General features: G+C 72.2%; 7 protein-coding genes, 1 tRNA gene and 13 pseudogenes. 17 read left to right on the top strand and 4 right to left on the bottom strand.

Annotation, left to right across the window (positions count from 1 at the left end; genetic code table 11):
• From UK94_RS66445 to UK94_RS66435, 3 genes and pseudogenes are all read right to left on the bottom strand, one after another.
• Positions 1 to 273, bottom strand: a pseudogene (locus tag UK94_RS66445) (hypothetical protein); the annotation flags it as partial.
• Positions 274 to 1,461: 1,188 nt separating this feature from the next.
• Positions 1,462 to 1,860 carry a pilin gene (locus UK94_RS26540; protein WP_055751985.1) on the bottom strand — a complete coding sequence of 133 codons (399 nt, stop codon included), beginning with the start codon at positions 1,858 to 1,860 and terminating at the stop codon, positions 1,462 to 1,464.
• 434 nt (positions 1,861 to 2,294) lie between these two features.
• Positions 2,295 to 2,666: pseudogene (locus UK94_RS66435) on the bottom strand (hypothetical protein); the annotation flags it as partial.
• A 2,175-nt stretch (positions 2,667 to 4,841) separates the two neighbouring features.
• Between UK94_RS66435 and UK94_RS26520 the strand changes: the two are divergent.
• A pseudogene (locus UK94_RS26520) lies at positions 4,842 to 5,520 on the top strand (recombinase family protein); the annotation flags it as partial.
• Positions 5,521 to 7,733: 2,213 nt separating this feature from the next.
• Here UK94_RS26520 and UK94_RS26505 read toward each other — a convergent pair.
• A tRNA-Arg gene (locus UK94_RS26505) sits at positions 7,734 to 7,808 on the bottom strand.
• A 74-nt stretch (positions 7,809 to 7,882) separates the two neighbouring features.
• Here UK94_RS26505 and UK94_RS75145 point away from each other — a divergent pair.
• The 16 genes and pseudogenes from UK94_RS75145 to rho (UK94_RS66375) all read left to right on the top strand — a co-directional run.
• Positions 7,883 to 8,018, top strand: a pseudogene (locus UK94_RS75145) (response regulator); the annotation flags it as partial.
• Between the two features lies 1 nt (position 8,019).
• A partial coding sequence (locus tag UK94_RS66425; RefSeq protein ID WP_235490001.1) for a response regulator occupies positions 8,020 to 8,269 on the top strand: 250 nt, incomplete at its 5' end.
• Between the two features lie 120 nt (positions 8,270 to 8,389).
• Positions 8,390 to 8,641 (top strand): annotated as a pseudogene (locus tag UK94_RS66420) (arginine--tRNA ligase); the annotation flags it as partial.
• Position 8,642: 1 nt separating this feature from the next.
• A pseudogene (locus UK94_RS66415) lies at positions 8,643 to 9,383 on the top strand (arginine--tRNA ligase); the annotation flags it as partial.
• A 1-nt stretch (position 9,384) separates the two neighbouring features.
• On the top strand, positions 9,385 to 9,475 hold a 91-nt coding region (locus UK94_RS66410; protein ID WP_235490016.1), incomplete at both ends, for a hypothetical protein.
• Positions 9,476 to 9,485: 10 nt separating this feature from the next.
• The coding region (locus UK94_RS66405) for a DALR anticodon-binding domain-containing protein (protein WP_268761659.1) at positions 9,486 to 10,048 on the top strand (563 nt) is incomplete at its 5' end.
• Positions 10,049 to 10,168: 120 nt separating this feature from the next.
• Positions 10,169 to 11,274: pseudogene (gene lysA / locus UK94_RS26490) on the top strand (diaminopimelate decarboxylase); the annotation flags it as partial.
• A gap of 1 nt (position 11,275) precedes the next feature.
• Positions 11,276 to 11,638: pseudogene (locus UK94_RS66400) on the top strand (diaminopimelate decarboxylase); the annotation flags it as partial.
• A complete protein-coding gene (locus tag UK94_RS26485) occupies positions 11,635 to 12,918 on the top strand; it encodes a homoserine dehydrogenase (RefSeq protein WP_011607009.1) in 1,284 nt (427 codons plus the stop codon). The pseudogene UK94_RS66400 and the gene UK94_RS26485, both read left to right, overlap by 4 nt.
• Positions 12,915 to 13,388, top strand: a pseudogene (locus UK94_RS66395) (pyridoxal-phosphate dependent enzyme); the annotation flags it as partial. The gene UK94_RS26485 and the pseudogene UK94_RS66395, both read left to right, overlap by 4 nt.
• A gap of 1 nt (position 13,389) precedes the next feature.
• A pseudogene (locus UK94_RS66390) lies at positions 13,390 to 13,948 on the top strand (pyridoxal-phosphate dependent enzyme); the annotation flags it as partial.
• A 1-nt stretch (position 13,949) separates the two neighbouring features.
• Positions 13,950 to 14,132, top strand: a pseudogene (locus UK94_RS66385) (threonine synthase); the annotation flags it as partial.
• Positions 14,129 to 15,409, top strand: a complete 1,281-nt coding sequence (locus UK94_RS26475; RefSeq protein WP_157734450.1) for a homoserine kinase — start codon at positions 14,129 to 14,131, stop codon at positions 15,407 to 15,409. The pseudogene UK94_RS66385 and the gene UK94_RS26475, both read left to right, overlap by 4 nt.
• Before the next feature lie 690 nt (positions 15,410 to 16,099).
• Positions 16,100 to 17,480 (top strand): annotated as a pseudogene (locus UK94_RS26470) (Rho termination factor N-terminal domain-containing protein); the annotation flags it as partial.
• 1 nt (position 17,481) lies between these two features.
• Positions 17,482 to 17,623: pseudogene (gene rho / locus UK94_RS66380) on the top strand (transcription termination factor Rho); the annotation flags it as partial.
• Position 17,624: 1 nt separating this feature from the next.
• On the top strand, positions 17,625 to 18,250 hold a 626-nt coding region (rho, locus tag UK94_RS66375; RefSeq protein WP_235489999.1), incomplete at its 5' end, for a transcription termination factor Rho.
• Positions 18,251 to 18,427: the final 177 nt, after the last annotated feature.

Here is an 18,427-nt window from a genome sequence, read left to right as displayed (position 1 = left end):
GGGAGGAGGCGTCTGGCGGCGGCGGGCGGTGGGGGTGCGCTGCGGGCCGCGGCCGAACCGTCCGCCGCCCAGCAGACCCAGGGCGCGACCGGTGACGTAGGCGCGCACGATCCGGCCCAGAACGCCGCTGCCGCCCTGGCCGATCTTGGGCATCATCCAGAACGGGATCTTGAACAGGAAATAGATCAGGGTGATGGCTGCCAGCAGGTTCACCAGCCCGTCCGGTTTCGGGCCGAACACGGTGAAACCACCGGGGGCGAAGAACACCTTGAANNNNGNGATNANAACGAAGGACTGGGCGATCTGGATACTGATGCAGGCGAAGAATGCCTTCCACCACCAGTACGNGATCTTCTCGGTTTGCGGTAGGGCATGCCCCGACAGGGCCAGCGGCGCGATTCCGATCAACGCCACGGTGATCGTGATCCGAGCGATGTAGGTGCACAGCAAGGCGACGATCGAGCCAGCGAGAAACAGTCCCAGAAAGATGAAGAAGATGCTCCGGTTGANGACACCTGTGGCGCCGGTGGGCCCGATCGGTGGCGCGATCGCGCCGAGAATGATGTTCCGCAACTGTTGGGAGGCCGTGTCCGGGTCGAGTCCCTGCCCGAGGATCGCGGCGGGCAACGGATTCGCGATTTCGATCGCCTTACCGGCCAGGAACTGGGACAGAGTCGCGGCCAGGAACCCGAGGGGAATGCGCGGNGTGATCTCCTTGATGGACGTCCGAGCCTGGACCGACTGGAACATCATGATCGTGATTCCGCCGATCATGATGAGGATGCTGTAGGTGGCGACGGTGATGCCCCACGAGGTTGTCCACAGCTCGCCGATGGCCGNCAGATCCGATGGTTTCGGTGTGGTCAGCAGCGTGCGGCCCAGCAGGTCCAACAAAGGGTTGAGGGCGGCGGTCACCAGACTCCGGAAGAAACTGTTGATCGCGCTGGTGATACCGCGGGTGATCCAGCCGACGACTCCTCCGNCGCCCCCGCCGCCTCCGTCGCCGGTGTCCGGCGTGGTCGGGGTGGTGTGCGGGGTCGGGGGTGGCGGTGCGGTGGGCTGGGGAAGGCAGTCGGCGTCGTCGTCCGCGCAGGGTGGGGACGAGGTGCCGGTTCCGGTCCCGCCGCCGGGCGGGTTCGAGGTCGACGGCGTGCTCCCGCCGGACGACGGGGTGGGCATGGGTGACGATCCCTGACCCGGGGGTACCGGAGACGGTCCGGGTTGCGGGTTCGGCGTCGGCCCGGCGGCGCTCGGCGTAGGGGCCGGGGTGGGAGCGGGGGTAACGTCGGCAAAGGCCAAGGCAGGGCAGGCAACGAGCAGCACCACGGCGAGCGCCGCCGTCCCGACCAGCCGCAGCCCACGGCCCCGGCGGTGGCGCCACGGGCGGGCCGGCCTCCGGGCCGCGTGGGCGAGGGAGACAGGCGCCGGCGCGCGGCGCGCCGGGACGGCGGCGGTCATGGGCTAGCCCCCGACGATCTGCTTGAGGATCGCGACGACGACCGGGGCGAGCGCGGACAGCCCGTACCCCCAGCCCGCGTTGCGGAAGCTGTCCTTCGCCTTCCCGACCTCGCCGGGATCTCCGTTGGAGATCAGGTAGCGCACCCCGCCGATCGAGAGGAACACGGTCGCCAGCAGCGCGAGAATTCCCATGATCCAGTTGCGGACGTTGTTCAGGACGGTGTTCAGATCCGGCGCCACAGCCGGCGCCGGCGCCGGCGCGGCGAAAGCCGCCACGCTGCCCGCCAGCACGAGCGCGAGCACGAGCACGGTGAGCAGGACCGCTCGGCGCGCCACGGCACGCCGGCCGTCCGCGCGGGAGCGGGCGGGGCGGGCCTCGGGCCGCGGTCGGGTCGGGTTCATGCCGGCACCCCCGCGACCATGGAGGGCACCCCTGCCGGGTCGGGTGTTGTGGCGGACGTCGCGCTGCTGGCTGGTGGGCCGGGTGGCCGAGAGGCGGGATCGTCAGCGGGCGCGTGCACGCGCTGGCCGGTGAGGTAGTCGACCAGGCGCCGTTCGGCGCGGTCGCGAAGTCGGTAGGCGGTGCGCGCCGGGGTGGCGTGGCGGGCGGCCCACGCAGCGACCGAGACGTCATCGAGCCGGGTCGCCGCGACGAGGGCGGCCTCAGTCTCGGTCAGGACCCCGTCCGCGACCGTGTCGGCGAGGACCTCGTACGGACCGTGCGCCTGCGCTTGGGTGACAGTGAGGGTGCGGAACAGGCCCAGGTCGGGATGCGGGGTCTCCAGCGACTGGGTGAGCAGGTCCAGGCCGGCCCGGTAGGCGGCCCAGCGCAGCCNCACCGCGATGCGCGGCAGGTCCAGGCGGACGGTCGCGAGGGCGGTGAGGAAGCCGGTCAGGACCTCCGCCTGCACGTCGGCCGTTTCGAGGCCGCTGTGCTCGCCGAGCCGGGAGGCCACCGCCCGTAGTGCGGGCAGCGCCATCCCGGCGGCGCCGACCGTCCACGCGCCGCCACGGACGCGGGAGCGGCGGATCACCACCTTCCAGGCGGTGTCGCTGGTGGTCTGCGCGCAGGAGCGGGCCAGCAGCCGGTCGCGCAGCTCGTCGAGCGCCACAAGCCGGTCGGGTAGGCCGGGCACCGGTGCGCCGTCCAGGGCGAGCGGGTCGGGGTCGGTGACCAGGAGCGCGAAGCAGTCCCGCAAGGTTGCCAAAGGCAATGCCGGTGCGTTCGTGTCGGCGTTTCGCACAGGAAGGGAAAACGTTTCGTCGGGCATGGTCCGCCGTCCTTCGGGCGTCGCGGAATTCGGACAGCTCCAAGGACGCCACATCAAAGACAGCGAAAAGACAGTGCGATCTCCCGGTGAAGGCACAGCGAAGATCGCTGTCGGCCGGAAGTATCACAGCGAGCCGATGCCGGCATTCCCACACGCCTCCTCCACTGCCGCAGGCCACGAGCCGGCTCGGACCTGACAGCGGGCGTCTGACCTGGGACGCTGTGGCATTGCTGTCGCGCTGCTCATGATCGCTGTCACGTGCCCAGCGATCATCAATCGACCTCCGCTGGCACCTGCGAGAAAAATCTTGAAAAAAGTTTCCAGCCCATTCATCGGGTGCCGCCAGCGGGATGACAGCGATCAATAGTCCGGTCTGACTAGACCCGAGCCAGCGGGAAAAATCTTGAAGAAAGTCGTGGGGGTGATGGCAAAAAACGGCACAGCAGCCGGTCTCCTTTTACGACCGCGGAAACACGCTCGTCGTGAAAGGCAGGACCATCAGTGCCCATCTCATCCGAGTCCGACCGCAACACCCTGCCGGTCGTCCCGGCGGGCCGACCGGCAACCGTCTGGCCATGCTCGCCAGCCACACCCGGCCAGACCTCGGCCGGCTGGCTTCCAGNCGCTGTGGAACGCCTCGTCGTCACCGTCAGCCGTCCCGGCGACCCTGTCCTGCTGCTGACCGAGCCACCCCCGGGGCAGCCCGCCCGGCCGGCCGAGCCCGGCGACGATGAGCTGGGCGAGGGACTCGCCGCCTGTGCCGGGACCGTCGCCCGACTCGGCCGGCGCGTCCAGATCCGGACCGCGTCCGCCGACGCGTCGCCGCGATGGGCCGGGTCCGCCTGCGGACCGGAGCGCGTGGCCGGTCCCGGTCCGGACCCCGACCGCTTCGTCCTGGTCGTCACGGTCGTGGAACCGACCCGGCTCGGCTGGTTCACTCGGATCGACTGGGGCGGTCTGCTGGGTGTCGGCGGCACGCTCGCCGTCGTCAGCCGCTGCGACAGCCTCGGCGNCTGGCTCATCGACCCCACCGTCGAACTGGCCGCCGCAGCGGGCCGCGGCGGGCTCGCGCTGCTCGACCGGATCGTCCTGCTGGAGATCCCTCTGGACCGACTCGACCGGCCCGCCACGCCCATCCCCGGCGGGGTGATCGCCCAGCGGGTGCACTCCGATTTGCTGCTGTTTTCGGCGGTGAACCCGGCGGTGCCTCCGGCATGGAGCGCCGCCCGATGAGCGGCGACGTTGAAACGTGGCGCTGCGACGCGAAGTGGGCGACGGTCTGGCCAACCGGCCGGCACGGCATCACCACCCCGCAGGCCGACGGACCGACCGCCGGCGCGCAGCACGGGGGCGCGGCGGTGTCAGCGGCGGTCGCCGCCCACGCGATCGCGGTCTACAGCCGTCCCGGGGACACGGTCTGCGACCCGGACTGCGGGCCGGGGACCGTCGTGGCCGAAGCTGTGCACGCCCGCCGCCATGCCATCGGCATCACCACCGACGACCGGTGGGAGGCCGCCCGTACGGTGCTCACCCTGGCGAAGGCCCGCGGCGCCCGCGGCGACGGCATGATCCTCGACCGGCTGCCCGACAGCGAGTCCTGGACCGGACTCGGACCGGTTGACCTGGTCCTGACCACGATCGCNCCCCCCGNCCCCGCCGAGCCGGCCGGTCCGACCAGCGACTGGCTGCGCGAACGGCTGGCGGTCTACCGGGAGTTGCCTCGGCCCGGCGGGCACCTTGTCCTCATCGCCGCCTACTGCGTCGAGGGCGGGGTGGACCTAGCCAGTCAGATCACCGCCGCCGGCCGCGATGTGGGCTTGCGGCCGGTACAACGCGCCGTCGCGCTCACCGCCGTTCCCTACCTCCGGGAACTCGGCCTGCACCGCTCGACCAGGCCGGCCCGCGCCTACCCGGTCCACCAGGACGTGATCGTCTTCCGCGCCGAGGGTAGAAAAGCCGGCCACCCGCACCCGCCGGACCCGCCGCCCTCACCGGCACCCCATACCGCCCCCAGCGCCCCGCACCGCCCGGCCGTCTAGCCCTCCGCGCCGGCCGGGCCCGCGCGCTGACGCACCGCCGCGGCCGGCCCCGCCGCTCTGGTTGGAGCCCCGCATGTCTGACCTGCTGCCCATCCCCACGCTGCCACCCGCCCCGCCCGAGCTGCCGCGCCGACCCGGCTGGTGGTGGCGGCTCACCCATCCCCGCGCCGCCCGCCAGGCCCGGCTACTCGCCGCCCACCACGCCTGGACCACCCAACGCGCCCGCCAAGCCCAGATCGACCTCGTCCGTGCCGGCTACCACCTCGGCCCCGTGCCCTTCGGTTACCTGCCCCACCGAGTCACCGTTGTCGACCCGGACGGCCAGCCCCGCCGCCGCGTCCGCCTCGTGCTCGACCCGGCACCCGCGTCCGTCGTCGCGCTGATCTTCCAGTGGCGGGTCGACGACCGGCTCACCCCCAGCGCCATCGCCACCCGCCTGCGCGTCGTCAATGACCTCCACGGCATTGCCGACCCCGCCACGGGCCTGCCGCGACCGTGGGCCTCAACATCGGTCAGCCGGGTCCTCGCCAACCCCGTCTACACCGGCGCCACCGTCTGGGGTCGCACAGCCAACGGCCAGCCCGTCCCACCCGAACACTGGGTCGTCTGTCCCTACGCCCACCATCCGATCGTCGACGGGCGGACGTTCTTTCGCGCGCAACTCCTCGCCCCGTCCGGCCGGGGAATCTTCAGCCCCCACCTCCTGCCCTGGGAAACCGTCGACTCGGGCCGCACGGATAGCGACAGAGACGNACACGGATCGCTGTGGTGAGGCCACTTCCCAGGCAGCGGCGCGCGTTCCAGAAAATCGCGTCGCGGCGTTCCCGCCGCACAGTGAGCGGACATTCACCGTCCGCCGTCTGTCTCATGCTGGCAGAGCGTCCTGCCGCCATTCATGGAATGCCGACCCGACTGAGGCTGCGGTCCGATGGATAATCCCCAGGACCGGGCCTCCGACGCTGATTCCGGCGGCCACGGNGGATTTCGACGGGCCGAAAATCCCAAGCTAGTATTCGAGGTCGAAATAGCCGCAGGAAGCCTCGGGGAAACGCTGAGGCGCGCGCAGATCCGGGCGATACGAGAGGTGACCGAATGGGTAGCCCAGCAGAAATCAAGAGATGGGGAGAATCCCTCAGAGTAGCCGCCGCAGGGGCCGACTCGGGCCGGCTGGTGGCCCGAGTCGCGTTCGCAGGCCGGACCTCAACCGAAGACCAGCAGGACCCGACCCTGTCCCTGCCACGGCAACTGCGCCGCTGCTCGGCGGTCATTCCCGACGACGCGGTGATCGTCGCGCATTTCTTCGACATCGAGTCCGGCCGCATGGACCTGTCGTCCCGCGGCCGNGGCAGCGCCCACGAGTTGTTCGACATTCCGATCCCGCGCGACGGCGGCATCCAGGATCTTCTCGCCGAAGCCGAACGACCCGACCGGCGGTTCGACTACGTCATCTGCGAGTCAATCGACCGCATCGCCCGGCGTACCTACTACGGCACCTACATCGAACATCACCTGGAGAAGGTCGGGGTCCGCCTCCTCGCGGCCGACGAGCCGATCCAGATCGGCTCCGAGGGCCGGCGCAAGACCAGCGCGACCACCGTNCTGACCCGGCGGGTCAAGCAGGGCATCGCCGAGTGGTACGTCCTGGAGATGCTGGAGAAGTCCTGGGACGGGTTCGCGGTCCACACCGAACAGGGCTTCAACATCGGCAAGCCACCCTACGGCTACCGCGCCGTCCAGATTCCGCACTCAGTACCCGCCAAACGTGCCAAGGGCGTCAAGAAGACCAGACTCGCCGCCGACCCCGTCGAGGGAGCCGTCGTCCGGCAGATCTTCGCTTGGCGCATCGGTGAACGCCTCAGCTACCAACAGATCGCCGACCGGCTCAACCAAGACCTCGTCGCCAGCCCACCGCCCACGCCGGTCGACCCCGCCCGCGCCGTCGGCCGATGGACCATCTCCAACGTCCGAGAGATCATCACCAACCCGAAGCACACCGGCCACATGGTCTGGGGACGCCGCGCCCGCAAACGCGGGNGGAACCGCGCCAACCCGGTCGAAGACTGGATCTGGTCACCCCAGCCGACCCACGACGCCTACGTCACCCTCGAAGGCTTCGTCGAGGCACAGCAGATCGCCAGCCAGCACGCCAAGTCCCGCAGCGCGGGTGGCCGCAACCGTCACCCTCAGACACGCCGCCTCTACCGGCTACGCAGCCATCTGTTCTGCGACCTGTGCGGACGGCNCATGTACNGCAAGACCTCGCACGGGGTCAGCTACTACGTGTGCGCACCCAAACCCGGCTACGTGCCCGCCGGGCACCCGGCAGCATCCAGCTGCTGGGTCCGCGAGGAACCGGTCGTCGAGGGCCTCAGCGAGTTCCTCGCCGATCGGATCTTCGGCCAGTACCGACGCGACCTGCTCGCCAGCTCGCTGACGACGGGGGGAGACAGCGACAGCGATGATCGTGATCGACGCATCGCCACGCTGGAACGCTCCCTCGCCGACAACGAGCGTCGCAGACGGAGCCTGATCAGAAACCTCGAACTGGTCGATGATGCAGAAAATCCAGNCCCGGACCTGAAGCACGACTTCGCGGAGCGCCGCGCCGAGCTTCGAGCCGAACGAACCAAACTCGAACGCGAACTCGAAGATCTACGCGAACAGGTGCGGCAGGCGCCGAACCCAGCCCTGCTCGGACTGCTGCCCNTGGGCGCTGTCGACCTCGTGCGACTACCAGACGAGATCAGCCGCCGGCTCTTCGCAGCCCTCCGCCTGGAGATCCGCTACAACCGCGACACCCGCACCGCTCGATGCAGAGTTACCCTATATGGCGACACGGCGAGATCTGTGGCGAAGATCGGCAGTAGCATCGTTGGCTCCAAGCCTACCGAGAGGGTACACGGAGATGACCAAGGGAGAGGACCGAAAGTGATCGATGGGGAGCGGCGGCTTCCCTCCTTCTGCTTGGTGCCCCCGNCAGGATTCGAACCTGCGCACCCGCCTCCGGAGGGCGGTGCTCTATCCCCTGAGCTACGGGGGCTCTGGGGCAACGCGGCATACGTTACCAGGCGGGAACGGCGGATCGCGCACCCGGGTCGGCCGTAAGCTTCCGGTGTGTACCAAGCCGCCCCCCGGGTCCTCGTCGTCGACGACGACGCGGTGATACGTCAGCTCGTGGTCGTCAACCTTGAGCTGGAAGGCTTCGAGGTCCATACCGCCGTCGACGGTGTCGACGCGCTGGAGGTGGTGCNGACCGTCGATCCCCAGGTGATCACGCTCGACATCATGATGCCGCGGATGAACGGCTGGGATGTGGCCGCTGCCCTGCGCGAGGACCCGTCGACCGCCGACATCAAGCTGATCATGCTCACCGCGCGGGCGCAGGAGGCCGACGTCAAGCGCGGGGCTCGCATCGGCGTCGACTACTACCTGACGAAGCCGTTCGACCCCGACGAGCTGATCACCGTCGTCCAGAAGCTCGCCGCCGGCCAGCCGGTCTAGCCGGATTCAGCCGGCGGATCACCGGGTTCGCAGGGTCCGGCCCGCTGGTTCGCCGCGCGGCGGCGTTGACGGGGATCGGCGGGCGGACGTGGGAGGGCGTCGCGCCGATAGCATCGCGACATGACCCCCGCCGATCTCGCCGACGCCATCGTCGCGGCCATTGGTCGCGCGGTCGCCGACGGCGACCTGGACGTGACTGTGCCGACCACCGTCACGGTGGAGCGACCGAAGACGGCCGGGCACGGCGACTACGCCTCCCCGGTGGCCCTGCAGCTCGCGAAGGCGGCGCGCCGCAAGCCGCGCGAGGTCGCGGAGGTGCTGGCTGGCCGGCTGGCCACCCAGAGCGGGATCGCGAGCGTCGACATCGCCGGGNCGGGATTCCTGAACTTCACCCTCGCCGGGGACGCTCTCGGCGAGATCGCCCGCACGGTGGTGCGGGCCGGCGAGAGCTACGGGCATGCGGCGAAGCCGCGGGGCGTGCGGGTCAACCTGGAGTTCGTCAGCGCGAATCCGACCGGTCCGGTGACGCTCGCCTCGGCGCGCTGGGCGGCCGTCGGCGACGCGCTGGCCCGCATCCTGACCGCGGCCGGCTTCTCCGTGGGCGGGGAGTACTACGTCAACGACGCCGGCGTGCAGATCGAGCGGTTCGGCGCGTCGGTACTGGCCGCGGCCGCCGGCCGGGAGATCCCGGCGGAGGGCTACCACGGGGCGTATGTCGCGGAGATCGCCGCGGCGGTGCTGGCGGGCCGGCCGGACCTGCTCGACCTGCCCGAGGACGCCGCGCTCGCGGTGACCACCGAAGAGGGCCTGGCCCTGATGCTCACCGAGATCCGGTCGACGCTGGAGGGCTTCGGCGTCCACTTCGACCGGTGGGCCTCCGAGCGGGCGCTGCACACCGCCGGCGCGCTGACGAAGGCGATCGACGACCTGCGCGCGCAGGGCCACGTCTACGACGCCGACGGCGCGGTGTGGCTGCGCACCACCGACTTCGGTGACGACAAGGACCGTCCGCTGGTCAAGAGCGACGGCCAGCCGACGTACTTCTGCGCCGACGCCGCCTACTACCGCGACAAGCGGGGCCGCGGCTTCGACCAGCTCATCTACCTGCTCGGGGNAGATCACCACGGTTACGTCGCCCGGCTGAAGGCGATCTCCGCCTGCTTCGGCGACGACCCGGCGACCAACCTCGACGTCATCATCGGGCAGNTGGTGACGNTCTCGCGCGGCGGTGCCCCGGTGAAGATGTCCAAGCGGGCCGGGACCTTCCTGACCCTGCACGACCTCGTCGACGCCGTCGGGGTCGACGCGGCCCGCTACTCGCTGGTCCGGTCCTCGCTCGACTCGTCCCTCGACCTCGACCTCGACCTGGTGACCCGCCAGACCAGCGACAACCCGGTGTTCTACGTCCAGTACGCCCACGCCCGGATCAGTTCGCTGCTGCGCAACGCCGAGGCGCTGGGCCTGCCGACCGCGTCGGAGACGGCGGACGTCGCGCTGCTGACCCATCCGCGCGAGGTGGACCTGCTGCGGGGGCTCGGCGAGTTCCCGCGGGTGATCGAGGCGGCGGCCAGCCTGCGTGGCCCCCATCGGGTCGCCCGCTACCTGGAGGAACTCGCCGGGGTCTACCACCGGTTCTACGACGCCTGCCGGGTACTCCCGCAGGGGGACGAGGAGGCGGGCCCGCTCACCGGTGCCCGGCTGCTGCTGGTCGCCGCGACCCGGGTGGTGCTCGCGAACGGCCTCGGGCTGCTCGGCGTCAGCGCGCCCGAGCGGATGTGACCGGATGGTTGACGGCGGCCGCGGCGGCGACGAGGCCGGCCACGCAGACGAGTCGGGCCGGGGCAACGAGTCCGGCCGGGCCTACGAGACAGGCCGCGGAATGAGACGGGCAGAGGCGATATGAGCGAGACCGACAACCCGGCGGTGGGAGCACCGGCAGCGGGAGCACCGGCAGCGGGAGCCCCGGCGGTGGGAGCCCCGACAGCGGGAGCCCTGACGGTGGGAGGCCCGACGCCGGGAGGCTCGTCGGCGGCGGCCCTGGAGGAGAACCTCTGGCCGGCGACGGCCCGGCTCGACCGCGACGGCGTGCTGCGGGTCGGCGGTGTCCGGGTGGACGAGCTGGCCGCCGAGTTCGGCACCCCGGCGTTCGTCCTGGACGAGGCCGACTTCCGGGCCCGGTGCGCCGCCTGGCGGCGCGCGTTCTCCGACTGCGACGTCTACTACGCCGGCAAGGCGTTCCTGTGCCGCGCGGTCGCCCGTTGGGTGGACGAGGAGGGGCTCAACCTCGACGTCTGCACCGGCGGGGAGCTCGCCGTGGCCCGCTCGGTCGGATTCCCGGCCGGGCGGCTGCTGTTCCACGGCAACAACAAGTCGGTCGCCGAGCTGCGGGCGGCGGTGGCCTACGGCGTCGGGCGGATCGTCGTCGACTCCTTCGCCGAGATCGATCGCCTGGCCGCCGTCGCCGCCGAGGCCGGGGTGCGCCAGCGGGTCCTCGTGCGGGTCACGCCGGGGGTCGAGGCGCACACCCACAGCTACGTCTCCACCGGCCAGGAGGACCAGAAGTTCGGCTTCTCGCTCGCCGGCGGCGCGGCGGCCGAGGCGGTGGAGCGGGTGCTCGCCGCCGGCTCGCTGGAACTCGTCGGCCTGCACGCGCACATCGGCTCGCAGATCTTCGACACGGCCGGGTTCGGCCTGGCCGCGCACCGCATGGTCGGCCTGCTGGCGCGCGTCCGCGACACCCACGACCTCGAACTGCCCGAGCTCGACCTCGGCGGTGGGCTCGGCATCGCCTACACCAGCGAGGACGCCCCGCTGGAGGTGGCCGACGTCGCCGAGCGGCTGACCGCCGTCGTGGGCAAGGAGTGCGCGGCGGCGGGGCTTGCCGTCCCGCGCCTCGGCGTGGAGCCGGGCCGGGCCGTCGTCGGCCCGACGACGGTGACCCTGTACGAGGTCGGCACGGTCAAGGAACTGCCCGGGCTGCGCACCTTCGTCAGCGTCGACGGCGGNATGAGCGACAACATCCGCACCGCCCTCTACGACGCCCGGTACACCGCCCGGCTGGTCTCCCGCGCGGGCTCGGCCGCGGCCCACGTGGTCACGCTCGTCGGCCGGCACTGCGAGTCCGGCGACGTCGTCGCCCACGACGTGCCGCTGCCCGACGACGTGCGCCCCGGCGATCTCGTCGCGGTGCCGGCCAGCGGGGCCTACCACCGGTCCATGGCCAGCAACTACAACCATGTCACCCGCCCGCCGGTCGTCGCGGTGCGCGACGGCGCCGCCCGGCTGATCGTGCGGCGGGAGACCGAGGAGGACCTGCTGCGCCTCGACATCGACCCGGCGGACCAGGCCGGCGCGGCGGTGGCACCGTGAGGATCGCGCTGCTCGGCTGCGGGGTCGTCGGCAGTGAGATCGTCCGGCTGCTGCGGGCCAACGCCGGTGACCTCGCCGCCCGGGTCGGCGAGCCGCTCGAGCTCGTCGGGATCGGGGTGCGCCGCCCGGAGCGGGTCCGTGACCTCGACATCGACGCGAGCCTGTTCACCGCGGACGCCGCCGGACTCGTCGCCCGTGACGACGTCGATCTCGTCATCGAGGTCGTCGGGGGGATCGAGCCGGCCCGGGACTGGCTGCTGGCCGCCCTGCGGGCCGGTAAACCGGTGGTCACCGCGAACAAGGCGCTGCTCGCCTCCGACGGCGCCGCGCTGCACGACGCGGCGGCGGCCGCCGGCACCGACCTGTACTACGAGGCCGCGGTCGGTGGGGCGATCCCGCTGATCCGCCCGCTGCGCGAGAGCCTGGCCGGCGACCGCGTCCGCCGGGTGCTCGGCATCGTCAACGGCACGACGAACTTCGTGCTGACCCGGATGGACGAGACCGGCGCGTCGTTCGCCGAGGCACTGGCCGAGGCCGGCGCGCTCGGCTACGCCGAGGCCGATCCGTCCGCCGACATCGACGGCTACGACGCCGCCGCGAAGGCTGCGATCATGGCTCAGCTCGCCTTCCACTCGCCGGTGACCATCGACGACGTCTACCGGGTCGGCATCGGCGACGTCACCGCCGCCGACATCGCGAGCGCGCGCGAGATGGGCTGCACCGTCAAGGCCCTCGCGGTGGCCGAGCGCAGCGTCGAGACCGACGGGATCAGCGTCCGGGTGCATCCCGCGATGATTCCGCGGACCCACCCGCTGGCCGGGGTGCGGGAGGCGTTCAACGCCGTGTTCGTCGAGGCGGAGGCCGCCGGGCAGTTGATGTTCTACGGCCAGGGGGCGGGCGGGGCGCCGACCGCGTCGGCGGTGCTCGGCGACGTGGTCGCCGTGGCGCGCAACCGCATCGCGGGCCGTCGCGGACCCGGCGAGTCGTCCTACGCGGCGCTGCCCGTCCTGCCGATGGGCCGTACCGTGACGAGGTATCACGTGAATCTCGACGTCACCGACAAGACCGGCGTGCTCGCGACGGTCGCCGGTGCCTTCGCGCGTCACGATGTGTCCATCAGGAGCGTCCGCCAGGACGGCCGCGGCGACGACGCGAGCCTCGTTCTGGTGACGCATGCCGCGCCCGACGCGGCGCTGTCGGCCACCGTCGAGGAGCTACGCGGCCTCGTCGGGGTGCGGGCGGTGTCCGGCGTGATGCGGGTCGAGGGAGGTGAGCCGTGACCACGACGTCCACAGCTCGTGCGGAGTCCAGCGCCGTCGGAGCCAGCGCCGCTGCCGGGTCCAGCACTGCTGCCGAGTCCAGCGCTCGTGCGCAGTCCGGGTCGTTCCCGGGTGGGCCGGCGGCGCCGGCGGCATCCACCCAGCCCGACCGGTCGCACCGGCCGTGGCGGGGGATCATCGAGGAGTACCGCGACCGGCTGCCGGTCGACGACGACACGCCGGTGATCACCCTGCGGGAGGGCGGCACGCCGCTGCTGCTCGCCGAGCACCTGTCCGAGCTCACCGGGTGTGAGGTTCATCTCAAGGTCGAGGGCGCGAACCCGACGGGTTCGTTCAAGGACCGCGGGATGACGATGGCCATCAGCCGGGCCGTCGGCGCGGGTTCCCAGGCGGTCATCTGCGCCTCCACGGGCAACACCTCGGCCTCGGCGGCCGCCTACGCCGCCCGTGCCGGCATCACCTGCGCGGTGNTCGTCCCCAGCGGGAAGATCGCGCTGGGCAAGCTCGCCCAGGCGCTCGTGCACGGCGCCCGGCTGCTCCAGCTCGACGGCTCGTTCGACGACTGCCTGCGGGTCGCCCGCGAACTCGCCGACACCTCGCCGGTCACCCTGGTCAACTCGGTGAACCCGTACCGCCTGGAAGGCCAGAAGACGGCGTCGTTCGAGATCGTCGAGGCGCTCGGGCGGGCCCCGGACGTGCACTGCCTGCCGGTCGGCAACGCCGGCAACATCACCGCCTACTGGCGGGGGTACCTGGAGGAGGACGCCCGCCTCGACGCCGGCCGGCCGCGGATGTGCGGTTTCCAGGCGGCGGGCGCGGCCCCGATCGTGCGCGGCGAGATCGTCACCTCCCCGCAGACGATCGCCACGGCGATCCGCATCGGCAACCCCGCCTCCTGGGACTTCGCCGTCGACGCGCGGGACTCCTCCGGCGGCCTCATCGACGCCGTCAACGACCGGCAGATCCTCGCCGCCTACCGGCTGCTCGCCCGCCGGGAGGGCGTCTTCGTCGAGCCGTCCAGCGCGGCGAGNGTCGCCGGGCTGCTGATGGCGCGGGCGGACGGTCGCATCGAGGCCGGCCAGCGCGTCGTCTGCACCGTGACCGGCAACGGGTTGAAGGATCCCGACTGGGCGATCAGCGGGGCGGCCCGGCCGGAGACGATCCGGCCGACCGTCGCGGGCGCCGCCGAGGCGCTCGGGCTGCAGACTTCGTGACCGCCCTGTCCGGCGCGGTCCCGGGGGCCGAAACGGCGGCCCCCGGCGGGGCTGTCCGCGACAACCCGGGCGGGGCTGTCCGCAGTGTCTCCGGCGCGGGTGACCGCGACCTCTCGGGCGTGGGTGACCGCGACGCGCGGGGCGAGTACAGGAGCGTGCCGGTGGTCGGCGCCGGGCGGGCGGGTGCCGACGGCGCCGCCCGGCGGGTCCGGGTGCGGGTTCCCGCGACGAGCGCGAACCTCGGCCCGGGGTTCGACGCCTTCGGCCTCGCCCTCGGGCTGTACGACGAGGTCGACGTGGAGATGACCGCGTCCGGTCTGACGGTCGACGTGGTCGGCCCGGACGAGGTCGCCCAGGACGAGACGCATCTGGTGGTCCGGGCGATCCGGGCGACGTTCGACCTGCTCGGCCGGCCGCAGCCGGGGCTCGCCCTGCGCTGCGTGAACCGGATCCCGCACGGCCGCGGGCTCGGCTCGTCGGCGGCCGCCATCGTGGCGGGGATCGTGGCGGCGGCGGCGCTCGACCGGCCCGATCTCGGCCCGGAGTTCGAGGCCGGCCCCGCGGCGAACCAGGGCGACCCCGGCGTAGCCCGTCCCGGCGTCCCTGCTGACCGGGCCGCAACCGCAACCGCGGCCGGCCCGGCGGCCGCGGCCGGCCCCGGCCCCGGGGACTCGGCCGGCCCCGCGACCTCGGTGCCCGCCGCAGCCGCGTGGATGCTGCGCCTGGCGCATGACATCGAGGGTCATCCGGACAATGTGGCCGCCGCGCTGTCGGGTGGCTTCACCGTCGCCTGGCAGGACGTCGAGGGGGCCCGCTGCCTGCGCGTCGACCCCTTCGCCGAGCTGCGGCCGGTGGTCTTCGTGCCGACCGTGCGCCAGTCCACCGAGGCGTCGCGGGGTGCGCTGCCGGTGCTCGTCGGGTTGCCCGACGCCGCCCGGACCCTCGGCCGGGCCGCGCTGCTGGCGCTGACGATGTCCGCCGCCGAGCCCGCGGCCGCGGCGCAGCGCGCCCGCACGCTGTTCAGCGCCACCGAGGACCTGCTGCACCAGCCCTACCGGCTGCCCGCCGCGCCGGCCACCGGCGAGCTGGTCGCCCGGCTGCGCGCCCTCGGGGTGCCGGCGACCCTGTCCGGCTCCGGGCCGTCCGTGTTGGCCCTCGCGGTGGGCGGGGAGCAGGCCGCGGCGGCGGTGGGCGCGGCGAGCGCCGAGTTCTCGGTCGCGCCGCTGAGCGTTGACCGTTCCGGGGCGCAGGTCACCCGCCTCGACCCCGAAAGGTAGTCGAACGGATTCATAAGGTGATATTGTCGGGCTGGGGTGGGGCGGTCGGGCCGCAGCTCCGCGGTCGTGTGTCACATCGGGAAGTCCTGACGTCTCAAGGTTGTTGCCGAGGTGTCTGCCGCTGGATAGTCTGGTGACTGCACCCGCTGCCACCGCGGCGCGTGCTCGCTCCCGCAGTGCCGCTCTGGCAGTGCCAGATGGGCCGTGGTTCGGGACTCCGGTGTTTCGGCCTCGTCGTCGTTGCCTCGGCTCCACACCGGCACACCTGGGCGGGATCGGCGAGTTCGCTCGCGGCATTNGGNCGCTGGCGCCGTAGACGGGCGCGACGTCGCCCATCCGGTGCTGTACATCCCCTTCACCCGGCATCTGTGCAGGCGAAGAAGGTTCACAAGCTACGCCCGGCTCATCAGGAGCCAGTTCCTTCAGGGAAGGAAAACCTTGAGCGACACCACCAACGTGCTGCCAGTGAGCGCACGTGAGTCTGCGGCGCCTGCGACGCCTGCATCGCCGCCCCACGAGAGCGGGCCGGCGGCCGGCACCTCGTCCGCAGACGCCGTCACCACCGCGCCCGCCGCCGACAACGGCAGCGCGCGCGCCGGCCGCGGTTCCCGGGCCGCCGCCGCGACGACCCCGACCGCCGAGGGCGCCACCGCGACCCGGCGACGCCGGCAGGGCACCGGGCTGTCCGCGATGCTGCTTCCCGAGCTGCAGTCCATGGCCTCGTCCATGGGTATCCAGGGAGTGGGCCGACTGCGCAAGGGCCAGCTCATCGCCGCGATCCAGAACCTGCAGAACGGTGAGGCCGCGGGCGGTTCCACCGCTTCCGCTCCCACCACCGACCAGGCACCGGTGGCGCCCATCCCGGCGCCGAGTGAGGCGCCCGCCGCGGCGCCCCTGGCGGCCCGGCAGTCCGCCGGCGACGGCGGCGGCTCCAGCACCACCACCCGCACCCGTTCCCGCCGCGGCGCGTCGCGCGGCGTGGCCAGCCCGACCCTCGAGCAGCCGACCCTGCCGGAGCCGGCCGGCGACACGGTCGTCGAGACCCGTCCGGCCCCCGTCGTGACGGCCCCGGCGCAGCAGGCGGCCCTCTCCGCGCAGCCGACCGCCGCCGCCCAGTCCGCCCCGCCCCAGCCGGCGACCAGCCCCGGCCGCCAGGGCGACGGTGCTGCCCGCGGCCGTGAGGACCGCCGCGACCGCTCCGGTGACAACGGCCGCGCCGGCGAGAGCGGTCGCTCCGGTGACAACGGTCGCTCGGGCGAGAGCGGTCGCTCCGGTGACAACGGTCGCTCGGGCGACAATGCCCGCTCGGGCGAGAGCGGTCGCTCCGGTGACGGCGGCGAGCGGCCGACGAACGACCGTCAGGGCACGGACCGTCGGTCCGGCGGGGATCGTCAGGACCGGCAGTCCGGTGACCGCTCCTCGGGCCGCGCCGACCGGACCCAGGGTGACCGTTCCGGCAACGACCGCTCGGGCGGCGACCGTTCCGGTAATGACCGTTCCGGTAGCGACCGTCCGGGTAGTGACCGCTCCGGTGGCGACCGTCCGGGTAGTGACCGTCCGGGTAGCGACCGTTCCGGCCAGAACGGCCAGAGCGACGACGACTTCGCCGGCCGCAGCCGGCGGGGCCGGTTCCGCGAGCGTGGCCGCAACCGCGGTCGCGGCGGGCAGGCCGGTCCGGCCGAGAACGAGCCGGTGGTGCGCGAGGATGACGTCCTCGTGCCCGTCGCCGGCATCCTCGACGTCCTGGACAACTACGCCTTCGTCCGGACCAGCGGCTACCTGACCGGCCCGACCGACGTCTACGTCAGCCTGGCCCAGGTTCGCCGCAACGGGCTGCGCCGCGGCGACGCCATCACCGGCGTCGTCCGCGCGCCGCAGGAGGGCGAGCAGCGCCGGGACAAGTACAACGCGCTGGTCCGGTTGGACACGATTAACGGGATGGAGCCGGAGGAGGCGCGCGGGCGGCCCGAGTTCACCAAGCTCACGCCGCTGTACCCGCAGGAGCGTCTGCGGATGGAGACCGAGCCCCACCTGCTCACGACGCGGGTCATCGACCTCGTCATGCCGATCGNCAAGGGGCAGCGCGCCCTCATCGTCAGCCCGCCCAAGGCCGGCAAGACGATGGTGCTGCAGTCCATCGCCAACGCGATCACCACGAACAACCCGGAAGTCCACCTCATGGTCGTCCTCGTCGACGAGCGGCCGGAGGAGGTCNCGGACATGCAGCGCTCGGTCAAGGGCGAGGTGATCGCCTCCACCTTCGACCGGCCGCCGGCCGACCACACCAACGTCGCCGAGCTGTCCATCGAGCGGGCCAAGCGCCTGGTCGAACTCGGCCACGACGTCGTCGTCCTGCTCGACTCGATCACTCGGCTGGGCCGCGCCTACAACCTGGCCGCCCCCGCCTCCGGCCGGATCCTGTCCGGCGGTGTCGACTCGACCGCGCTCTACCCGCCGAAGCGCTTCCTCGGCGCGGCGCGCAACATCGAGAACGGCGGGTCGTTGACGATCATCGCAACGGCGCTGGTCGAGACGGGCTCGACGATGGACACCGTGATCTTCGAGGAGTTCAAGGGGACGGGCAACGCGGAGCTCAAGCTCGACCGCAAGATCGCCGACAAGCGGATCTTCCCGGCGGTCGACGTCGACGCCTCCAGCACCCGCAAGGAAGAGATCCTCCTCGCCCCCGAAGAACTCTCGATCATGCACAAGCTGCGCCGGGTGCTCCACACCCGGGAGAACCAGCAGGCGCTGGAGCTCCTGCTCGACCGTCTCAAGCAGTCCCGGACGAACTACGAGTTCCTCATGCAGATCGCCAAGACGGCGCCGCCGCAGGATTAGCCCCACATTTCGCCTTCGGCGAAATGTGGGGACCCCAGGTCCTTGGGCGCCACACGGGGTGACGCCGGATCGCCTTCGGCGGTCCGGCTGGGAGAGCCGTTGCGTCTTCGGTGAAATGTGGGACGCGCATCGGTCGGTGTCGCCGATTGCGGTNCATGCCGGCATTGCGGTGCGTTC

The organism is Frankia sp. AvcI1 (assembly GCF_001420875.1).
Taxonomy (GTDB): Bacteria; Actinomycetota; Actinomycetes; order Frankiales; family Frankiaceae; genus Frankia; species Frankia alni.
The sequence above is the reverse complement of the archived record's forward strand: the minus strand, read 5'-3'. Positions and strand labels throughout refer to the sequence as shown.